Origin of the sequence: Serratia sp. SA088, assembly GCF_049065515.1 — a bacterium.
Lineage (GTDB): Bacteria > Pseudomonadota > Gammaproteobacteria > Enterobacterales > Enterobacteriaceae > Serratia > Serratia nematodiphila.
In genome coordinates, this window is record NZ_JBAKGW010000003.1 from 265,766 (window position 1) to 286,167 (window position 20,402).

20 protein-coding genes and 1 pseudogene are annotated in these 20,402 nt (G+C 60.7%); 16 read left to right on the forward strand and 5 right to left on the reverse strand.

What is annotated here, in order from left to right:
• The first annotated feature begins 15 nt into the window (after positions 1-15).
• The 4 genes from ACOWVD_RS10010 (at position 16) to ACOWVD_RS10025 (ending at position 4,665) form a co-directional block, all read left to right on the forward strand.
• Positions 16-939, forward strand: coding sequence for a 3-hydroxyacyl-CoA dehydrogenase family protein (locus ACOWVD_RS10010; protein WP_164095940.1), 924 nt, complete (start codon positions 16-18; stop codon positions 937-939).
• A gap of 45 nt (positions 940-984) precedes the next feature.
• Positions 985-2,376, forward strand: coding sequence for a GntP family permease (locus tag ACOWVD_RS10015; protein WP_049239735.1), 1,392 nt, complete (start codon positions 985-987; stop codon positions 2,374-2,376).
• 12 nt (positions 2,377-2,388) lie between these two features.
• Complete coding sequence (locus ACOWVD_RS10020; protein ID WP_049239736.1) at positions 2,389-3,159, forward strand: 3-hydroxybutyrate dehydrogenase; 771 nt, start codon at positions 2,389-2,391, stop codon at positions 3,157-3,159.
• A 369-nt stretch (positions 3,160-3,528) separates the two neighbouring features.
• A complete protein-coding gene (locus ACOWVD_RS10025; RefSeq protein ID WP_004933268.1) occupies positions 3,529-4,665 on the forward strand; it encodes a porin in 1,137 nt (378 codons plus the stop codon).
• A gap of 38 nt (positions 4,666-4,703) precedes the next feature.
• Here the strand turns inward: ACOWVD_RS10025 and ACOWVD_RS10030 are convergent, their stop codons facing one another.
• Positions 4,704-5,525, reverse strand: a complete 822-nt coding sequence (locus tag ACOWVD_RS10030; protein ID WP_021504183.1) for an AraC family transcriptional regulator — start codon at positions 5,523-5,525, stop codon at positions 4,704-4,706.
• A gap of 120 nt (positions 5,526-5,645) precedes the next feature.
• Here ACOWVD_RS10030 and ACOWVD_RS10035 point away from each other — a divergent pair, with 120 nt between their 5' ends.
• The 3 genes and pseudogenes from ACOWVD_RS10035 to ACOWVD_RS10045 all read left to right on the forward strand — a co-directional run.
• Positions 5,646-6,023, forward strand: coding sequence for a hypothetical protein (locus ACOWVD_RS10035; RefSeq protein WP_049239737.1), 378 nt, complete (start codon positions 5,646-5,648; stop codon positions 6,021-6,023).
• 10 nt (positions 6,024-6,033) lie between these two features.
• Positions 6,034-6,909 carry a helix-turn-helix domain-containing protein gene (locus ACOWVD_RS10040; protein WP_015376503.1) on the forward strand — a complete coding sequence of 292 codons (876 nt, stop codon included), beginning with the start codon at positions 6,034-6,036 and terminating at the stop codon, positions 6,907-6,909.
• 232 nt (positions 6,910-7,141) lie between these two features.
• Positions 7,142-8,059, forward strand: a pseudogene (locus tag ACOWVD_RS10045) (L,D-transpeptidase family protein); the annotation flags it as partial.
• A 91-nt stretch (positions 8,060-8,150) separates the two neighbouring features.
• Here the strand turns inward: ACOWVD_RS10045 and ACOWVD_RS10050 are convergent.
• Positions 8,151-8,567, reverse strand: a complete 417-nt coding sequence (locus ACOWVD_RS10050) for a MarR family winged helix-turn-helix transcriptional regulator (RefSeq protein WP_004933256.1) — start codon at positions 8,565-8,567, stop codon at positions 8,151-8,153.
• Positions 8,568-8,748: 181 nt separating this feature from the next.
• Between ACOWVD_RS10050 and ACOWVD_RS10055 the strand changes: the two genes are divergently transcribed.
• Genes ACOWVD_RS10055 through idi form a run of 4 tightly spaced genes read left to right on the forward strand, consistent with a single transcriptional unit; the run spans position 8,749 to position 11,657 of the window.
• Positions 8,749-9,348: a non-oxidative hydroxyarylic acid decarboxylases subunit B gene (locus ACOWVD_RS10055; RefSeq protein ID WP_049239738.1), complete on the forward strand. Its 600-nt coding sequence runs from the start codon at positions 8,749-8,751 to the stop codon at positions 9,346-9,348.
• Positions 9,349-9,350: 2 nt separating this feature from the next.
• The gene (locus ACOWVD_RS10060) at positions 9,351-10,778 is read left to right on the forward strand and encodes a non-oxidative hydroxyarylic acid decarboxylases subunit C (RefSeq protein ID WP_015376505.1); all 1,428 of its coding nucleotides are present in this window, start codon (positions 9,351-9,353) and stop codon (positions 10,776-10,778) included.
• A gap of 9 nt (positions 10,779-10,787) precedes the next feature.
• Entirely contained in the window at positions 10,788-11,015 is a 228-nt protein-coding gene (locus tag ACOWVD_RS10065; protein WP_099981760.1) for a non-oxidative hydroxyarylic acid decarboxylases subunit D, read from the forward strand.
• Between the two features lie 42 nt (positions 11,016-11,057).
• On the forward strand, positions 11,058-11,657 hold the full coding sequence (gene idi, locus ACOWVD_RS10070) for an isopentenyl-diphosphate Delta-isomerase (RefSeq protein ID WP_151254762.1): 600 nt from the start codon (positions 11,058-11,060) through the stop codon (positions 11,655-11,657).
• 41 nt (positions 11,658-11,698) lie between these two features.
• Here idi and ACOWVD_RS10075 read toward each other — a convergent pair whose 3' ends face one another.
• On the reverse strand, positions 11,699-12,001 hold the full coding sequence (locus tag ACOWVD_RS10075; RefSeq protein ID WP_004933246.1) for a hypothetical protein: 303 nt from the start codon (positions 11,999-12,001) through the stop codon (positions 11,699-11,701).
• 491 nt (positions 12,002-12,492) lie between these two features.
• On the opposite strand from ACOWVD_RS10075, the gene ACOWVD_RS10080 reads away from it, so the two are divergent.
• The 5 genes from ACOWVD_RS10080 to ACOWVD_RS10100 are packed head-to-tail and all read left to right on the forward strand — an operon-like array spanning position 12,493 to position 17,877.
• Positions 12,493-12,900, forward strand: coding sequence for an ExbD/TolR family protein (locus ACOWVD_RS10080; protein WP_004933244.1), 408 nt, complete (start codon positions 12,493-12,495; stop codon positions 12,898-12,900).
• Position 12,901: 1 nt separating this feature from the next.
• The gene (locus ACOWVD_RS10085; RefSeq protein ID WP_421105621.1) at positions 12,902-13,654 is read left to right on the forward strand and encodes an energy transducer TonB family protein; all 753 of its coding nucleotides are present in this window, start codon (positions 12,902-12,904) and stop codon (positions 13,652-13,654) included.
• Between the two features lie 39 nt (positions 13,655-13,693).
• Entirely contained in the window at positions 13,694-15,937 is a 2,244-nt protein-coding gene (locus ACOWVD_RS10090; RefSeq protein WP_273874847.1) for a TonB-dependent receptor family protein, read from the forward strand.
• Between the two features lie 46 nt (positions 15,938-15,983).
• Positions 15,984-16,634: a MotA/TolQ/ExbB proton channel family protein gene (locus tag ACOWVD_RS10095; protein ID WP_421080000.1), complete on the forward strand. Its 651-nt coding sequence runs from the start codon at positions 15,984-15,986 to the stop codon at positions 16,632-16,634.
• A complete protein-coding gene (locus tag ACOWVD_RS10100; RefSeq protein WP_421105622.1) occupies positions 16,627-17,877 on the forward strand; it encodes a phospholipase D-like domain-containing protein in 1,251 nt (416 codons plus the stop codon). Before ACOWVD_RS10095 ends, ACOWVD_RS10100 begins: the two co-directional genes overlap by 8 nt.
• A gap of 35 nt (positions 17,878-17,912) precedes the next feature.
• On the opposite strand, the gene ACOWVD_RS10105 is transcribed toward ACOWVD_RS10100, so the two are convergent.
• Together ACOWVD_RS10105 and ACOWVD_RS10110 are read right to left on the reverse strand one after the other, a co-directional pair.
• Positions 17,913-19,022 carry a P1 family peptidase gene (locus tag ACOWVD_RS10105; protein ID WP_421105623.1) on the reverse strand — a complete coding sequence of 370 codons (1,110 nt, stop codon included), beginning with the start codon at positions 19,020-19,022 and terminating at the stop codon, positions 17,913-17,915.
• Positions 19,023-19,024: 2 nt separating this feature from the next.
• Complete coding sequence (locus ACOWVD_RS10110) at positions 19,025-20,401, reverse strand: APC family permease (protein ID WP_015376511.1); 1,377 nt, start codon at positions 20,399-20,401, stop codon at positions 19,025-19,027.
• Between the last annotated feature and the right edge of the window lies 1 nt (position 20,402).

Consider the following 20,402-nt stretch of genomic DNA (forward strand, 5'->3'; position numbering starts at 1 on the left):
ACCGAGGAGGGCACCATGCAGTCATCTGACTATGCGGTACTGGGCGCCGGGCTGATGGGGGTGGGCATCGCCACCCACTTTATTCGCCACGGCCATGAGGTGCTGCTGTATGACCCGGATCCGCAGCGCCTGGCGGAAGCGCCGGCGGTGGCGAGCGGCATTCTGGCCGAGCTGAGCGACGTCGGGCAGTTTGATAACGATGAGCGCGACGCGGCGCTGGTGCGGCTGCGCGTGACCGGCGATCTGAACGCGGTGGCGCGCGCCCGGCTGCTTATTGAGGCGATCCCGGAACGGCTCGAGCTGAAGCATGCGCTGTATGAGCAGTTGGAAGGGCTGATCGCCGACGACGCGGTGATCGCCAGCAATACCAGCGGCCTGCCGCCGGACGAGCTGGCGGCGCGCATGACCCATCCGCAGCGCCTGCTGATCGCCCATTTCTGGCACCCGCCGCACCTGATCCCGCTGGTGGAGATCGTGCCCGGCAGCGCCACCGAACCGCGTCATCTGGCGGCGGTGCAGGCGCTGCTCGGCGAGATGGATCTTGAGGCGGTGCTGCTGGAGCGCGCCGCGCCGGGGTTTGTCGGCAACCGGCTGCAGTTTGCGGTGCTGCGCGAGGCGCTGCACATCGTCCACAGCGGCATCGCCAGCGCCGAGGTGGTGGATCAGGTGATGCGCGCCTCGCTGGGGCGGCGCTACGCCATGGTCGGCCCGCTCGAAGCCGCCGACATGACCGGGCTGGCGACGGTGGCGGACATCGCCCGCCACCTGTTCCCGGAACTGGCGACCGGCGACGAGATGATGGCGCTGGTTGAACAGCGGCTGCAGCGCGGCGATAGCGGCCAACGCAGCGGCCGGGGATTTTATCTGTGGGATGAAGAGCGCAGGGAACGCATTCATCGGCGCCGGGCGCATCAGCTGCGCTTTGCGCTGAAACCTTAATTTCGCACTCCGTACCTGACAATAACAACGATAGCGAGGTGTCCGATGAGCGTTTTGATTGCCCTGGCAGCACTGGGATTACTGATGCTGGCCGCCTACCGCGGCTACAGCGTGATTTTGTTCGCTCCGATCGCCGCGCTGGGCGCGGTGCTGTTGACCGACCCCGGCGCGGTGGCGCCGACCTTCACCGGGTTGTTTATGGAGAAGATGGTCGGCTTCGTGAAGCTTTATTTCCCGGTGTTCCTGCTGGGGGCGGTATTCGGCAAGCTGATCGAACTGTCCGGTTTTTCCCGTTCGATCGTCGCGGCGGCGATCCGCATTCTCGGCCGGCGCCACGCCATTCCGGTGATCGTGCTGGTGTGCGCGCTGCTGACCTACGGCGGGGTGTCGTTGTTCGTGGTGGCGTTCGCGGTTTATCCGTTCGCCGCCGAGCTGTTCCGCCAGAGCGGCATCCCCAAGCGGCTGATCCCGGCCACCGTGGCGCTCGGCGCCTTCTCCTTCACCATGGACGCCTTGCCCGGCACGCCGCAGATCCAAAACATCATCCCGACCAGCTTCTTCGGCACCAACGCCTGGGCCGCGCCCTGGCTGGGGCTGATCGGCTCGCTGTTCATCATCGCGGTCGGCCTGCTGTATCTTGAACGCCAGCGGCGCAAGGCGCAGCTGAAAGGCGAAGGGTACGGCACCGAGCTGCTGAACGAACCGGAAACCCCGGACGATATCAACCTGCCTAATCCGCTGATCGCCATCCTGCCGTTGATTCTGGTCGGGGTATTCAACCTTGGCTTCACCCATTGGATCCCGCAGTGGTACGGCGCAAGCCACGATCTGACGCTGCCGGGGCTGGCCAAGCCCATCACCACCGACGTGGCGAAGATCACCGCCATCTGGGCGGTGGAAGCGGCGCTGGTGTCGGGTATTCTACTGGTGGTGGCGTTCGGCTTTGGCAATATTCGCGGCCGGCTGGCGGAAGGCAGCAAGACGGCGGTCGGCGGCGCAATTCTGGCGGCGATGAACACCGCCTCCGAATACGGCTTCGGCGCGGTGATCGCCGCGCTGCCGGGCTTTTTGGTGCTGTCGCAGGCGCTGTCGGCGATCCCCAATCCGCTGCTGAACGAAGCGATCAGCGTCACCCTGCTGGCCGGCATCACCGGCTCGGCCTCCGGCGGCATGAGCATCGCGCTGGCGGCGATGGCCGATAACTTCGTGGCCGCCGCCCACGCCGCGCATATCCCGCTGGAAGTGCTGCACCGGGTGGCCTCGATGGCCAGCGGCGGCATGGATACCTTGCCGCACAACGGCGCGGTGATCACCCTGCTGGCGATCACCGGCCTCAGCCACCGGCAGGCCTATGGCGGCATCTTCGCCATCACCCTGATCAAGAGCGCCGCGGTGCTGTTCGTGATCGGCGTGTTCTACCTGACCGGCATTGTTTAAAGGAGCGATACCATGAGTGTACAAGGCAAGACCGCGCTGGTGACCGGCTCGACCAGCGGCATCGGCCTCGGGATAGCGTCCGTGCTGGCCGCCGCCGGCGTGCGCGTGATCCTCAACGGCTTTGGCGATGTGGAAGCGGCGAAAGCGCAGGTTGCCCGGCTGGGCGCCGCGCCGGGGTATCACGGCGCCGATCTCGGCGATGCGGCCCAGATAGCGGACATGATGCACTATGCCGAGCGTGAGTTCGGCGGCGTGGACATTCTGGTGAACAACGCCGGCATTCAGCACGTGGCGCCGCTGGATCAGTTCCCGGTGGAGAAATGGAACGCCATCCTCGCCATTAACCTGTCGGCGGTGTTCCACACCTGCCGGTTGGCGCTGCCGGGTATGCGCGAGCGCAACTGGGGACGCATCATCAACGTGGCGTCGGTGCACGGGCTGGTGGCGTCGAAAGACAAGTCGGCCTATGTGGCGGCCAAGCACGGCGTGGTGGGGCTGACCAAGACGCTGGCGCTGGAAACCGCCCGCACGCCCGTCACCTGCAACGCCATCTGCCCCGGCTGGGTGCTGACGCCGCTGGTGCAGCAGCAGATCGACAAACGCATCGCCGCCGGTACCGATCCGCAGCGGGCGCGCGATGAGCTGTTGGCGGAGAAGCAGCCTTCGCAAGCGTTCGTCACGCCAGAGCAGCTCGGTGAGCTGGCGCTGTTCCTATGCAGCGATGCGGCGGCGCAGGTGCGTGGCGCCGCCTGGAACATGGACGGCGGCTGGCTGGCGCAGTAGTGAGATTTTCCCCGGAGCGCGCAATGCGCTCCGTCGTTATTTCCCGCCTTTAATTAATTCCATCGCGTGACGGTTTACCTGCGGCAATAATATTTTTTTGTTATTTGCTATCATTATTCCCAGATAATCACGAAGAGTTATTTTGGGTGAAACGTGCGGATTGGTTTATTTCGTGCTGCGGTTATTACATTGTTTTTCTCCGTGTTACAGGTGAACACGTTTTTGCTGAAATTAAATCCAACCTAAAATAATGGCAGGTTATGGCGTGAATTTTTATATCTTGCGTGCGCTGTTCACATCGGTTAATTATTTCTGCGTGGCTTAAGACCACCGCGTTTATAACAATAATTTTTTCGGGCAGGGGTAATAATGAGAAAAAATACAACGCCAATATTCATTGGCGGCGTCTTGCTGTCGGCGATTTCCGCCGGCGCGCAGGCCGAGATCACCATTCTGGATAAAAACCCGCAGAGCAATGTGTTGCTGGCGCCGCTCAGTTTAAAGGTGGGCGGCAGCATTCGCCCCGAGTGGATCTTCAATAACGGCCCGGAGCCGGGCTATGACAAAAACGGCCACGACGGCGGCACGCGTTTTCGCTTCAGCGGCGATTATGCGCTGACGCAGGACACCTCGATCATCGGCTATTACGAGTGGGGCGTCGATCTGGCGCACGCGCTCAGCTGGGACGGGCACTATAACGAAGACGGCAAGCGCGACTATCAGCGCCAGCTGTACGCCGGCTTCAAAGACGATCGTTACGGCACCCTGACCTATGGCCATCAATACGGCATCTATTATTCGGTGGTCGGCATCAAAAGCGACGTCTGGGATAACGATGGCCATGCGGGCGGCACCGGCATCGGTATTTCCGGCGACTATGACGGCGGCAATAAACCGAAAAACAGCATCAAATACACCAATGATTTCGGGCCGGTCACGCTGTACGCCAACTACTTATTGCCGGAAGACGATCTGCACACCGCGGATAACCTGATTTACCGCCGCAAGGGCGGTGGCGGGCTGGGCTTCGATTATAAGGTGACGAAAGACTTCACCTTCAGCGCCGCCTACAGTTATACCGATGCGAAGATCAAAGACAATCTGTACCACGAACAGGATTATCACCAGCAGTTGTCCGGCACCGCGTTAACCTGGCAGCCGAACAACTGGTATATCGTCGGCACCGCCAGCTACTACAAAGATTATGTGCCGAGCACCCGCCAGCGCACGCTGTCGCACTTCTTCGCCGGTGACGGCTACGGGCTGGAAGGCTTCGTCGGTTACACCTTCAATATCGACAAGCCGTTTCTCAAATCCGTCCAGCCTTATGTGGCGGCGGACTCGCTGCGGCTGAAGGGAGACGAGGCGTATCACGCCAACCACGTCTATCTTGGCGCGGGCACCACCATCGGTTACGGTCTGTCGGTGTATGTGGAGCGCACGCTGGCCAACAGCAGCGACAACGAGCCGGATTCCACCTGGATAACGGTGTTCTACGACTTCTGATTTTCACCTGCTCCAAGCCGGCGCCTGCGCCGGCTTTTTCACATGGTAATTGCGCCGCCCAGGGTCTCTCCAGAGGCGTTGCGCTCCGCCAGGTAGCGCGCCGGCGGTTTGCCCACCGCCTTTCTGAACATGGTGACGAAGCCGCTGGCGCTCTCGTAGCCCAAATCCAGCGCCACCGTCTGTACGCTCTCGCCCTGCGTCAAGCGCTGCAGCGCCAGCATCACGTGCAGCTGGCGCCGCCAGTGGCCGAAGCTCATGCCCATCTGCTGTTGCAAGGTGCGGCTGAGGGAGCGTTCGCTCATGCCGATGCGCTGCGCCCACTGCCCGAGGGTGGATTTGTCCGCCGGGCTGCTCAGCATGCCTTCGGTCAACTGCCGGATGCGCGCGTCGTCGGACACCGGCAGATGCAGATTCTCGATCGGCGCGGCCGCCAACTGATCCAGCAATACCGCCGTCAGACGCCCCTCGGCGCCCTGTTCGTCGTAAAGCGGCTCAAAGGTGCTGGCCTGCAGCAGCAGCTCGCGCAGCAGCGGCGAGACCGACAGCGTGCAGCAGCTTTGCGGCAGGCCGACGGCGGCATGTTGATCGACGAACAGGCAGTAGGCCTCGGTGGAGCCGGCGCCCTGGGCGTTGTGCAACACGTTGCCCGGCATCCACAGCGCGCACTGCGGCGGCACCAGCCACAGCCCGTTTTCCACTTCGCAGCGGATCATGCCGCGCACGGTGTAGATCAGTTGCGCCTTCCGGTGGCGGTGCGGCTCGACTTCCCAATCCTGCTCGAGAGTCGAACCTTGCAGGGCAAACAGCGGGCGCGGCACCTGATCGATATCCAGACAGTGGCGGGGGATCTGTACTTTCATGAGAATAGTTCTCAATTTGGCGGAATTGAAAAGTATTATGTCCTGATTGCGCAATGCGGTCTAGCGCTGGTGCCGATAAAGTAAGCGCCAGTTCTAAACCCTTTCGCGAGGAAACTGATTATGTCATTGGATACCGCCGACTTTCCGCTGGTGTGGATGCGCCGAAACGGGCGCGATACCCAGGCCGAGCTGGCCGAATTCAGCGCGCTGCTGGCGCGCGCCGAGCCTTTTGTTCTGCTCACCGACCGCAGCGTCGGCGATGAAGAACAAGAACATGACCGCGATGCTCGCACCCAGGTGGCGCTGTGGAAACGTGATAACCGCGAGGCGCTGAAGCGGTGGGTGAAAGGCATGATCATGCTGGAGCCGGACGACGCCAAACGCGCGGCGGCGGAAGAATTCGCCGAATACGGCGCCAAATTCTGGGGCTATCCGGTACTGGTGGCCGCCGATGAAGCCGCAGGCCGGGTATTGGCGCAGACGTTATTGTTAAAATAAGGGGAACACCATGCACCAGCAACAGGTGATTGAACAACTGCTGGCCTGGATCGAGCAGAGCCTGGATCAGCCGCTGACGCTGGACGACATCGCCGCCAAGTCCGGCTACTCCAAATGGCATTTGCAGCGGATGTTCAAGCAGCATACCGGCCATATTCTCGGCACCTACGCGCGCCGCAGAAGGCTGACCGCCGCCGCGCGTGAACTGCGCCTGACCGGCACCAGCGTGGCCTGCATCGCCGATACTTACCAGTTCGATTCGCAGCAGACCTTCACCCGTTGCTTCCGCAAGCAGTTCGGTCTGCCGCCGGCCAGCTATCGTCGCAGCCAGGATTGGTCGAGCTATGGGCTGCAGCCGCCGCTGCGCCTGACCGAAGCGCCATTGCCGCAGGCCGATATCGTGACGCTGCCCGCGATGCAGCTGGTGGGGCACACTCAACGCCGCCACTGCACGCTGGGGCAGCTGGCGGCCTCCAAGTGCGAGCTGCGCCGCCACGCCTGGCGGCAGTTGCTGCAGCCGCAGGCGCTGCCGGAGGTGGTATACGGTCTCACCAGTCTGGAAGTTGACCGGCGCCGCCGGGGCAGCCCGCGCATGGCCTACACCGCCGCTCTGCCGGACGAAGGGGCGCCGGGAGAACGGGTGACTATCGAGCAGGGCGAGTATGCCCGTTTCACCTACCAGGGACAGGCGGAAGGGTTACAAAACTTTATTGTCCGGCTGTATGACACCGCCATGCCGCAGATGAACGCCATTCGCCGGCCAGGGCAGGATATCGAGCGTTTCTACCCGGCGCAGGAGGGCAGTTGCCCGCTCGGCGGCGCGGCGATCCGCTGTGAATATCTGATTCCGATACGGCGGGAGGAGGCGTTGGCCGCCGCCAGCTAGGCGGCGGTTCTCGCAAAAAATCGCCTTCGTGGCGCGTCAGGTTACAAAAAATTGCGATATTACATCGGTAATGGTTCACACTTTGATTGATGTGCACATATAATGCGCATCCGGTCAAATCCCCCTGGTTTTTCAGGCCGCAGCGCCGTTGGCTGCCGGCTGAAATTCAACGGGGCAAAGTGGCCGTAGAAACCAATACCCATAATCGCCAGTGGCCTTGACCAACACGAAGATGAAAATGAGCATTCGCGCGTTATTAACCCTGTTTACGGCACTGGTTGCATTCAGCCAGGCTGCCTTCGCCGTCGTCTACCCGCTGCCGCCAAAAGACAGCCGTTTGGTGGGCGAAAATATCCAAATTACCGTACCGGAAGACAGCAAACTGCCGCTGGAAAGCTTCGCCGCCCAGTATCAGATGGGGCTGAGCAACATGCTGGAGGCCAACCCGGGCGTGGATCCGTTCCTGCCGAAGGCCGGCAGCACCCTGACCATCCCGCAACAGCTGATCCTGCCGGACGCGCCGCGTGAAGGCATCATCATCAACAGCGCCGAAATGCGTCTGTACTACTACCCGAAAGGTTCCAACACCGTGGTGGTGCTGCCGATCGGCATCGGCCAGCTGGGTAAAGACACCCCGCTGAACTGGACCACCACCGTGCAGCGCAAGAAAGACGGCCCAACCTGGACGCCGACCGCCAAGATGCGCGCCGAATACGCGGCAGACGGCGAGATCCTGCCTGCGGTGTTCCCGGCCGGCCCGGATAACCCGATGGGGCTGTATGCGCTGTATGTCGGCCGTCTGTATGCCATTCACGGCACCAACGCCAACTTCGGCATCGGCCTGCGCGTGAGCCACGGCTGCGTGCGTCTGCGCGCCGACGACATCAAGTACCTGTTCCAGAACGTGCCGGTCGGCACCCGCGTGCAGTTCATCAACGAACCGATGAAGGCCACCGTCGAACCGGACGGCTCGCGCTACGTGGAAGTGCACAACCCGCTGTCGGCCAACGAAGAGCAGCTGCAATCCAAGGATCCGGTGCCGTTGACCATCTCTGCGCCGGTCGGCAAAGTGCTGATGGACGCCGGCGTCAACCAGAGCGAAGTGGACGCGGCGATCAAGGCCCGTTCCGGCATGCCGGTGAAAGTGAACTGATTGCCCAGAGCTTCAGTTAACGCGATAAAAAAGACGCCTGCGGGCGTCTTTTTTTATGCTTTCAGCTTCCGCTGTTGGCGCGGTGACTTTATTGCTTCCCTATCATCGTCTTTAAAACGAAAAGCGCCGACTCATGTTGGTCTTTATTGACTCGTTCGAGATACATATTATCAATCGCGTCGGCGATGGGGCGGCTGGCTTCGAACAGCGCCTGCCCAGCAGGCGTCAGGTAAATAAATCGGCGGCGCTTATCATGCTCGCCGGCTTCCCGTTTTAATAGACCTTTTCCTTCCATGCGGCCTAGCAATTCGGCCAGCGCGGCTTTACTGCTGATCGCCGCTTCCATTAATTCGATTTGTTCAATGCCCGGCGTTTCTGAAACGGTGGCCAGAATGGAATATTGTTGTTTGCTGAGTTCAGGAAGCGATTTTTGCCATTGAGCACTATGATCCTGAAGCAGTTCGCGAATGAGGTGGAAAAAAGTATTGGCCAGCGTTCTGTTCATACATTATTCCCTGAAAGGAAAAAAGCTAACAATAATATCAATATAACAAAATAAGCCGATAAGGGATACCTGCCCGGAAAGTTGTTCGTTTACGAACGGTTACATATTGCCCACTTGTTTTATCGCTATCTCAGGACTAGATTTGATAAATCGTTCGCATACGAACTTTGTGGGATGTTGCATGAAATTAGTGATCGCGATGACGGGCGCGACCGGGGCGCCGCTGGGTACGGCGCTGCTTCAGGCGCTAAAAGACATGGAGGGCATAGAGACGCATTTGATCTTGAGTAAGTGGGCCAAAACGACCATTGAACTCGAAACAAATTTCACCGTGCATGACGTGATGGCGATGGCCGACGTGACGCACGGTTCTGCCGATCAGGCCGCCACGATCTCTTCAGGTTCTTTTCATACGGACGGCATGATCATTATTCCCTGCAGTATGAAAACGTTAGCGGGTATTCGAGCCGGTTATGCAGAAGGGCTTATTGGCAGAGCGGCGGATGTGATTATCAAAGAAGGGCGGAAGTTGGTGTTGGTTCCCAGAGAAACGCCGTTGAGCACTATTCACTTGGAAAATATGCTCGCGCTCTCGAAATTGGGGGTGTCATTGGTTCCCCCCATGCCCGCTTATTATAACCACCCCACTCATATTGATGACGTTACCGATCATATTGTCGCACGCGTGCTGGATCAATTTGGTTTTGATCATCGCCGGGCAAAGCGCTGGGCAGGACTAAAAGAAAATAGCAAAAAAACCACTGACACCGAGGAAGGTTAAATATGGCTTATGACGATCTGCGAAGTTATTTAGCGGCGCTGGATGAGGCCGGACAATTACTCGATATTACCGAGGAGGTTCAGGCGGAACCGGATATCGCCGCGGCAGCCAACGCCACAGGCAGAATGGGTGAGGGCGCCCCCGCCATTGCATTCAGGAACATTAAAGGCTTTGAACACGCGCATGTGGTCATGAACACCATCGGGTCATGGCAGAATCACGCCATAGCCCTGGGGCTCCCGCCGGCCACGCCGGTGAAGCAGCAAATCGATGAGTATATTCGCCGCTGGGATCATTTCCCCGTCTCTGCGGAACGTCGCGATAATCCGCCCTGGGCCGAGAATGAGGTCAACGGTGAGGAGATTAATCTGTTTGAGATCCTGCCGCTGTTTCGCTTAAACGACGGCGACGGTGGATTCTACCTGGATAAAGCCTGCGTGGTTTCCCGCGATCCTGAAGATCCGACCCACTTCGGCAAGCAAAACGTCGGCATTTATCGCATGGAGGTGAAGGGCAAGCGTAAGCTGGGCCTGCAGCCCGTGCCGATGCACGACATCGCGCTGCATCTGCATAAAGCAGAAGAGCGCGGCGAGGATCTGCCTATCGCCATTACGTTGGGTAATGACCCGATCATTACGCTGATGGGGGCGACGCCGCTCAAATACGATCAGTCGGAGTATGAAATGGCCGGCGCCCTGCGTGAAAGCCCGTACCCGATAGCGACGGCCCCCTTGACCGGCTTTGATGTGCCCTGGGGTTCCGAAGTCATCATTGAAGGAGTGATTGAAGGCCGCAAGCGCGAGATTGAAGGCCCGTTCGGCGAATTTACGGGGCACTATTCCGGCGGCCGCAACATGACGGTGGTGCGCATCGATAAGGTTTCTTACCGCTCGCGGCCGATTTTCGAATCCCTGTATCTGGGCATGCCCTGGACAGAAATCGACTACCTGATGGGGCCGGCCACCTGTGTGCCGCTGTATCAGCAGTTGAAAGCCGAGTTTCCGGAAGTGCAGGCGGTTAATGCGATGTATACCCACGGGTTGCTCGTCATCATTTCCACTAAAAAGCGTTACGGCGGTTTCGCGCGCGCGGTGGGGATGCGGGCGATGACCACGCCGCATGGGCTGGGCTATGTGAAAATGGTGATCATGGTCGATGAGGATGTCGATCCCTTCAACCTGCCGCAGGTTATGTGGGCGCTGTCCGCCAAGGTCAATCCGGCCGGCGATTTGGTGCAATTGCCGAATATGTCGGTGCTGGAGTTGGATCCCGGCTCCAGCCCGGCGGGGATCACGGACAAACTCATCATTGACGCGACCACGCCGGTGGCTCCGGATACGCGCGGCCACTACAGCCAGCCGGTCAAGGATTTACCCGAAACCGCCCTGTGGGTGGATAAATTAACCGCCATGCTGGCTAACCGTCATTAAGGAGTTCCTATGATTTGTCCTCGTTGTGCCGATAAACAGATAGACGTCATGGCGTATTCACCGGTCAAGGGCGTGTGGACGGTATACCAGTGTCAACACTGCCTTTATACCTGGCGTAATACCGAGCCTGCTCGCAGAACGGAACGGGAGCATTATCCGCCCGAGTTTCGCATGACTCAGCAGGATATCGATAATGCGCCGGAAGTGCCGACCATTCCCCCTCTTCTGAGGAAATGAAACCGCAGGCGGGGAAAGGCCCGCCTTTTCATGGAAATAACAATGATGAGAAATGAAGACGTCGTTTTGCTTGACGCCGCCTGGCAGCCCTGCGGGACGATGCCCAAAGATCAGGTCCACACGCGGCATACGCCGCTGCATCTGGCTTTTTCATGCTACCTGTTTACTGTCGAGGGTGCAGTGCTGGTCACCCGGCGCGCGTTGAGCAAAACCGCCTGGCCGGGGGGCTGGACCAATTCTTTTTGTGGGCATCCCCTGCCGCAAGAGGCGCTGGCGCAGGCCGTTATACGTCGCGCTCAGGTTGAATTGGGCACGGAAGTCGAGCAGATAACGCTGCTGAGCGACGCCTTCAGTTATCAGGCGACCGACGTGTCCGGCATTATGGAGAATGAGGTTTGCCCGGTATTTGCCGCGTATTGTAAAGGCGCTCTCTGCGCTAATCCGGATGAAGTGGCGGATTATGCGTGGATCGATCTCAATAACTTAATGGCGGCGGTAAAATTAACGCCATTCGCTTTCAGCCCGTGGATGGTTTCTCAATTGAATACCGGTGCGATAACATCAGGTTTGAAAAAATACAGGGATGCCATAACCATAAAGAGCGCAGCGCGCGACATTAGGGACGGTGCTGTAATAAAATAAATAGCCACCGCAAGGGTGACTATTTATTCATTCATTCATGTTTACAGGCTGCCGCCGACCGAGGTCGAGGTGGAGCCGATAGTCTCGCGGAAATGTTTCGCGTAGTCGGCCACTTCCTGCTGCGTATGCGTCAGGCCATAAAGACCCAGCCCCACACCGCCTGCAACGCCGCCGATGATGGTGCCGACCAATTGGCCGACCGCACCGGCAATAAAGCCGCCTGCGCCTGCGGATTTACCTGCAATCAGCGCGCCGGTCATGGCGCCGTCCAACAGCCCATCCCAGGCCGCGTTCAGATCGCCACCGCTAACGTACTGTTCTTCATATTGACTAAGTACTTTCATATACAATCCTTATAAATAAAAGGGTGACTTAGTGGGTTTAATTAAATTCTAAAATAATGCCGTAGCGCTATTTCGCTTTAAAAATATAACGGCTGCCATTTGATTGGCAATATTCGATTCAATGAAGGATGTTATTTGGTTAAATATAGTCGCATTTATTTTTGGCGAGTGTTTTAAAGAGGGGGATTGGGAATTTTCTTGGGAAAAATAGCAGATGTCGCTGGGAGGTGAGAGGCAAAGCCGCCACCGGTTGGCGCAGCTTGTCACTATTTTCACATTTATTGTCTCGTCATCCGCACGGCGTTAGGCCCACATTGCAATTATTCCAATAAAAACTATCGCTAATTAATGGGTTATATAGCCCTTGTTGTCGTCAACCATTGAAAAAATTCTCGCAAAAAATCTCCGCTGTGAAAATAAGATCACACAAGCGTAACAAAAGGTAAACAAACCCCTCCTATATTGGCTGCTTCGCTTTTGGAGGGAGTGTCATGCGTAACTGGAACGAACCGAAAAAGAACAAAGCGCACATCGAATTGATCCCGATGATCGACGTGATGATGTTTTTATTGGTGTTTTTCGTCTTGATCAGCCTGAACGTCATTCCGGCGCTCGGGCTGAAAACGCAGTTGCCGTCCGCCGGCAGCGCGCAACAGCTGAAACCGCAGAAGAAAGCGATCATCACGCTGGGGGCCGACGAACAGCTGCAACTGGATGGCCAGCCGATCGCGCTCGACGCGTTGGTCAACACGCTGAAGCAACAGCAGCAGGCCAACCAGACCACCACCATCATCGTCAACAGCGATAAAGGCGTGGCGGTCGAGCGGCTGGTGGCGGTCATGGACAACCTGCGCCAGGGCGGCTTCTTCTCCGTCTCCATCGCGACACGGAAGCTGTGACATGTATCTGCTCTATCGCTCACGTCATCTTTTCAGCTGGTTGCCGGCGCTGATTGTCGCCGGTTGCCTGCTGTTCGCCAGCCAACAGGCGGCGCTGAAGATCCAGCCGCGCTACGACGAAACCGCCATTGAACTGGCGCTGGTGGAACCTGAACCGGCGCCGGAACCCCAACCGGAAACGCCGCCGGAGCCTCAGCCCGAACCGCCGCCGCCCGAGTCGGAGCCGGAGCCGATCCCCGAACCGGTGGTGCCGGCGCCGGAACCGATCGTGGAAGCCAAGCCGGTGCCGAAGCCACAGCCGAAGCCCAAACCCAAACCGGTGAAAGAGAAAGCCAAACCGGTAGAGAAACCTAAACCGACGCCGGCGCCCGCCGCACCGCGCGCGCTGGTCAGCAAACCGGCGGCGCAGCCCGCACCGGCCGCCCCCGCGGCGCCGAAGGTGAACGCGCAGGCGATAGAAAACGGCTACCTGCTGGCCTTGCGCCGTGAGCTGGAACAGCGCAAGCGCTACCCGAGCGGGCGGCAGGCCTCGCTTGAGCGCCCGCAGGGCAACGTCGAGGTGTGGCTGGAGGTCGATCGCAGCGGGCGGGTGCTCTCTTCCGGCATCGCCAGCAAGGCCGCCAGCATGCTGCTGAATCGCGCGGCGATGAGCAGCCTGCAAAGCATCAGTTCAGTAAAGCCGTTCCCGAGCGAGGCGTTCGCCGGGCAAACAACCAAAAGATTTACCGCGACGTTCAATTATCAGGCGCCTTAGCGCAAGGGTTAATCGTTTGATTTTTATGGGATGCACACAATGAAATCGTTTAATCGTTCTGGGATCTATCTGGCGGTGATGTCGGCGATGCTGCCGGGTGCCGCGCTGGCGGCCGACGCCACCGATGTCGGCACCATCAGCGTCAAGGGGCAGTCGCTCGGCGGCGGCATGATGGTGCAGGATGACAGCGCCAAGGCGCGCTCCACCGTCACCAAAGAGGCGATGAACAAAATGCCGTCGGCGGCCAACGCCATCGATAAACTGAAATACACGCCGGGCCTGAACGTCAACAGCAACGACGCCAGCGGCCTGAGCGGCGTGGACTACACCATGCGCGGCATGAACTCGGATCAGATCGGCCTGTCGATGGACGGCATCCCGATCAACGACTCCGGCAACTACGCGGTCTACCCGAACCTGCTGGGCGACGCGGAAAACCTGGAGGAGGTGTTCGTCACCCAGGGGTCTTCCGAAGCGGACGGCCCGCACATCGGCTCCAGCGGCGGCAACATCGGCCTGGTGACGCGCCGCCCGGCGAAAGACTTCGGCGGTTTCGTCAAGCAGACGCTGGGCAGCAACAGCCTGAGCAAAACCTTCGCCCGCCTGGAGACCGGCGAGTACAACGGCTTCAGCAACTGGCTCTCCTATTCGCACACCGAGGCGAAGAAATGGCGCGGCGAGGGGCGGCTGTACTCCGACAAGTTCGAGATGAACTCGCTGTATGAAGACGGCAACGGCAACAGCAGCAATCTGGTGATGAAGTACAACCGCCAGAACAACACCAACTACAACACCCTGAGCAAGGCGCAGTTCCAAAACGACGGCCGTGACACCGATTATGTCACCTCGCCGGAGTACAACAGCAAAGGGCAGTTGAACAAGTATTACAAGATTGAACGCAACCCGTTCGAGAACTTTACGCTGTCGTTCACCCAGAAACTGCAGCTGCGCGACAACCTGTCGCTGACCCTGCAGCCGTATTACTACTGGGGCAACGGCGGCAGCTTCAACGGCCAGACGGCGTCGGTATTGTCCAGCACGTCGGACAGAGCCGGGCAGTACGATCTCAGCAACCTGAAATCCAACACCTACTACCGCCCGTCGTGGACGCAGACCTGGCGGCCGGGCATCACCACCAAGCTGAAGTGGGACATCAACGATCAGCACAGTCTGGATATCGGTTACTGGTATGAACGCGCGCGCCAGCTGCAGACCCAGCCGTTCATCAGCATCAAGGGCGACGGCAACCCGTCACAGATTTGGGGGAAACCCGGCGGTTCCGATCAGGTGAAGGACGCCAACGGCAACACCGTGCAGGGGCGCAACCAGTACACCATCACCCCGGCGCAGAAAGTGTGGCTGCAGGACACCTGGTTCGCCACGCCGGACTGGACCTTCGTCGGCGGCCTGGCCTATCAGTACGTGGAGCGTAAAGGGGACAACCGCGGCAGCCTGTACAACGTGCCGGAGAAGCGCAAAGCCACCTATCACGAATTCCTGCCGAACTTCAGCGCCAGCTATAAGGTGAACCAGGAAAACCAGGTGTTTTACAACCTGACGCGCAACATGCGCACGCCGCCCAACTACGTGCTGTACAACGTCGGCGATTCGCTCAGCACCAAGCCGGAGCTGAGCTGGAACCACGAACTGGGCTGGCGTTTCCAGCAAGAGGACATGCTGCTGAGCGCCACGCTGTTCTACATGCGCTACAGCGATCGCCAGATCTCCACCACCAACGCGGCCGGCGACTACGAGATGATGAACATCGGCAACGTGGAGAACAAAGGGCTGGAGCTGGAGTGGAGCGGCCAACTGCCGCATAACTTCAATTACTACACTTCCTATACCTATACCCAATCGAAGCAGAAGAACGACATCGTCAGCAACGGCGGGCAGCCGCTGCCGACCTCCGGCAAAGAGGTGCCGAACGTGCCGAAAAACCTGCTGAACATGACGTTGGGTTATGACGACGGCCTGTACTACGGCAGCGTCAGCGGCAAGTACGTCAGCGCGTTCTATGGCGATCTGACCAACGACGAGAAGATCGGCGGGCGCACGGTGTTCGATCTGGCGGCGGGGGTGCATCTGCCGGTGGACAAGAAAATCGTCAAAAGCGCCGCGCTGCGTTTTGGCATCAGCAACCTGTTTGACAAGGAATACCTGACCTCGGTGCGCACCACCACCTTCAACGCGGCGCCCTACGGCGGCGTGAAGGCCAGCACCCCGTATTACAACGTCGGCGAAGAACGCACCTTCAGCGTCTCGCTGGAAGCCACCTTTTAACTGAATGCCCCGCTGCCTGCCGGGCGGCGGGGAAGAGGAGCCCTGTATGGACGCCAATCTGTTGCACGACATTATTTTCTACGTGATGTACGCCGCGCTGGCGATCGCGCTGGTGATCATCATCGAACGCACGCTGTACTTCGCCTATACCCAGCGCCAGGCGCGCCGGCTGGAGCAGGCGCTGACGCCGGACGTGCGCCGCGCGTCCGATCTGCCGGACGAGCTGACCCAGCGCAACAGCCTGCCGATGGCGGTGATCGCGCCGGTGCTGGCGCAGAAACACCGCGCCGGCGATCGCGAGGCGATCGGCGATCTGATCGACGCCCAGTATCTGCTGAGCAAGCCGCCGATGGCGCGCGGCCTGTGGCTGCTGGAAACCGTGGTCACCGCCGCGCCGTTGCTGGGGCTGCTGGGCACGGTGATGGGGATCATCGAAACCTTCAAGGCGCTGGCCGCCTCGGGCGTCTCCGAGCCGAGCCTGGTGTCGGCCGGGATGGGCACCGCGCTGTACGCCACTGGCCTCGGCATCGCCATCGCGCTGCTGTGCCTGGTGGCCAACAACTTCCTGCAGAGCCGCATGGAGCGCATCAACGAGCTGCTGAAGGTGCTGCTGATCCGCGCCGGTCAACCGGCCAGCCGCCCGGAGAGCGGCAGCGGTGAACAATGGGTTGACAGCGGGGCGCCGCGCTATGCCTAATGGCCATCCAACACGGCGGCCGTTCGGCCGCCTTTATACGGCATTGTGGGGCGGTTGTTTGTTGATGTTGAGCCAGAGCGCTGCGGCGCGTTTTGCGATTCCCGGTTATGAGCTGGTGTATACCGCACCGGTAGAAACTGCGCTGCAGGCCGACGACCTGCGCAACACCGCCGAGGTGTGGCGCGAGATGTTCGACGCGGCGAAAACCCGCATCGATCTGGGGCAGTTTTACGTGGCGAATCAGGACGGCTCCTTGCTGGACGGCGTGCTGCAGAGCCTGAAGGCGGCCGGTGAGCGCGGGGTGAAAATCCGCTTCCTGCTGGAGGAGAAAGGCATCCGCAACTCCACCGCCGAGACGCTGGAACAGCTGAAGGCGATCCCCAATCTGGAGCTGCGCATCATTCCTTACCAGAAGCTGAGCGGCGGCATCCTGCACGCCAAGTATCTGCTGGTGGACGGCGAACAGGCGTTTGTCGGCAGCCAAAACTTCGACTGGCGCGCGCTGGAGCATATTCACGAAACCGGGCTGCGTATCAGCGACGCCAAGGTGGTAGGGCAAATTCAGGCGATCTTCGAGCAGGACTGGCAGGCGCAGGCGCTGCTGGCGCAGGATAAGCCGGTGCCGACGCTGCCCGATGCGCCGCCGACCGCGCCCCCGCAGGGCGACTATCTGGTGGCCAGCCCGCGCGCCTACAACCCGGCAGGGGTGATCGACTCGCAGGCTGAGCTGCCGCGCCTGCTGGCCGGCGCCAAGCGGCGGGTGCGGGTGCAGGTGATGGATTACGCGCCGCTGTCTTTCGGTCCGGAGCGCAGTCGTCCCTTTTATGCGGTGATCGACAACGCGTTGCGCGGCGCGGCGGCGCGCGGGGTGCAGATCGAGCTGATGGTGGCCAACTGGAACACCAAAAAGCCGGACATCGCCTGGCTGAAGAGCCTGGCGCTGGTGCCGAACGTGCAGATCAAAGTGGTGACCATTCCCCCGGCCAGCAGCGGTTTCATTCCGTTTGCCCGGGTGATCCACAGCAAGCTGATGACCATCGACGATGAGATTGCCTGGGTGGGCACCAGCAACTGGACCGGCGGCTATCTGGACAACTCGCGCAATCTGGAGCTGGTGTTGCACAATGCGACGATGAGCGGGCGGTTGGACCAGCTGTATCAACAGCTGTGGAACAGCGTCTACGCTGAGCCGTTGAAGCTGGATTACGATTACCCGACGCCCAAGCCGGGCGGCGAATCCTGACAAGCAGGGCGCGGTTAATCCCCGCGCCCCGTTTTTTATCGCCGCCAGCCGGCCTTCTCCAGCGCCGTCACCAGCTGTTCGGCGCTCAGCCCTTCCGCCCGATGGCCGTTGCCGCTGACGCTATTGGCCGCCAGCAGCGCATTGACGATCGCTTCCTCTACCGCTTCCGCCGCCGCGGCGAACAGCGCCGAAATATAGTCGTTGTTCACCATGCGCAGCGGCGTGGTGAAAGCGCCTTTATTGGCGTAGTCGGCGGGCGGCAGGCCGTCGTTGCCGGTGGCGAAGGCGATAAAGATATCGCCGCTCGAATCTTCGGTGCCGCCGCCGGTGCGGGCGATGCCGATGCTGGCGCGCTGCGCCAGGCGCGCGCACTGGTGAGGCAACAGCGGCGCGTCGGTGGCCAGCGCCACGACGATGGAGCCCATGCCGGGATGCGGCAGCTGCGGCGTGAACGGCGAGGGGATATGCCCCAGGTGGCGGCCCACCGGATAACCGCCCACCAGCAGCGACTCGCGCTTGCCGTGGTTGGCCTGCACGATGGCGCCCACCGTCCAGCCGCCCTGATCGGCGGGCAAGCGGCGCGATGCGGTGCCGCTGCCGCCCTTGAACTCATGACAGATCATGCCGCTGCCGCCGCCGACCGCGCCTTCCTGCGGCAAGCCGCCACGGGCCGCCTGCTGCGCCTGGCGCACGTGCTCGGCCTTGACGTGAAAGCCGTTGATGTCGTTGAGCAGGCCATCGAAGGTTTCCATCACCACCGGCATATTCCAGTACACCGCGTTGTCGCTCGCGGGCAGCGCTTCGCGTTCCAGCGCGATCAGCGCATCGCGCACTACCCCCACGCTGTGGGTGTTGGTGAAGGCGATCGGGCTGGTCAGCAGCCCCGCTTCGCGCACCCATTCCAGGCCGGTGGCGTCGCCGTTGCCGTTCAGCACGTGCACGCCGGCAAAGCAGGGGGCGTGGCGGGCGGAGCCGGGGCGCGGTTCGATCACCGTCACGCCGGTGCGCACGCTGCGCCCGTCCGCCAAATCGGCATGAAGGCTGGCATGGCCGACGCGCACGCCGGGCACGTCGGTGATGGCGTTCAGCGGGCCGGGCGTGCCCTGGCCGATGGTGATGCCCAGATCCTGAGCGCGCTGCGTCATGGTTATTCTCCTTCTATTGAGGGGGCGGCGAGGGGCGCCGTCTGGCGGCCGCGCAGATGGTTCAGCGCCAGCCCGAAGCCGATGATGCCGGCAATGATAATAAAGTCTTTCAGGCTGCTGGCGATCAAAATCGTCCACAGCACGTACAGGCAGCACAGCAGCGCCGCCAGCACCGGCAGCGGCCACAGCGGCATCAGGTACGGGTGATGGAAGTGGCGGCGACGGCGGCTGATCAGCGCCGCCACCGCCATGATGATGTACACCAGCAGCAGCAGGATCACGGTGAACGAGGTCAGCGATTCGAGATCGGAGCAAAACGCCAGCAGCGCCGAGGGCACGCCGAACAGCAGGGTGGCGATCCAGGGGGTGCCGAAACGCGGGTGGATGATTTTCAGCGCGCGGTTGAACGCCGGCAGCCAGAAGCCGTCGCGCCCGCTGGCGAACATCATGCGGCTGAACTGCGCCACGATGGCGATAATGGCGTTGAACACCGACAGATAAATCGCGCCGCTCACCACCCGCGCCAGCGTCGGGCCGCCGAGCTGGGTGACCACATAGCCGACCGGGTCGGCCTGTTTGGCCATCTCCGCCAGCGACGGCGAGCCGATCAGCAGGGCGGTGAACGGCACCAGCTCCACCAGCACCACGATGACCAGCGTCAGCATGATCGCGACCGCCATCGGTTTGCCCTGTTCGCGCATGTCTTCCGCCATGTACACCGCTGCGCCGTAGCCGTTGTAGGAGAACAGAGCGACCCCGACCATGGCGACGATCAGCGGCAGCGACACCGGCGCCAGGCTGCCCTGCGCGTCCAGCATCACCGGCGCAGTGAGGATCTCTGCGCTTTGATGCGGATGGCTGAAACCGAGCCAGGCGATCAGCGCCAGCACCGCCACTTCCACCACCAGAAAGGCGCCGGTCAGCAGGGCGTTGGCCTTGATGTTGAAAATGGCGCAGGCGCCGCCGATCAGCACGGTGATCATGCCGGCGGTGGAGGCGTCGAATGAGGTGCCCAGCGCGGTATTCAGATAGGGCACGGCGCCGGTGGCCAGCACCGCCGGCACGAACAGCGCGGCGCTGAGAATAAACAGATAGGTCTGCAACCCGCACAGGGTGCCGAACAGGCGTTTGATGATGCTGTATTCGCCGCCGGCGCTGGGGTGCGCGGCGCCGAGCTCGGCATAGCACAGCGCGATGGTGGCGGCGACGCAGGCGGCGATCAGAAATGACAGAAAGGCGCCGCTGCCGGCGCTGGCGATCGCCAGCGGCGCGATGACGAAGATCGAACTGGCCGGCGTCACGCCGGACGCGGTAATCATCACCACGTCGAGGACGCTGAGATTGCCTTTGAAAGTGTGTTCAGGGGCGGACTCTTGCATG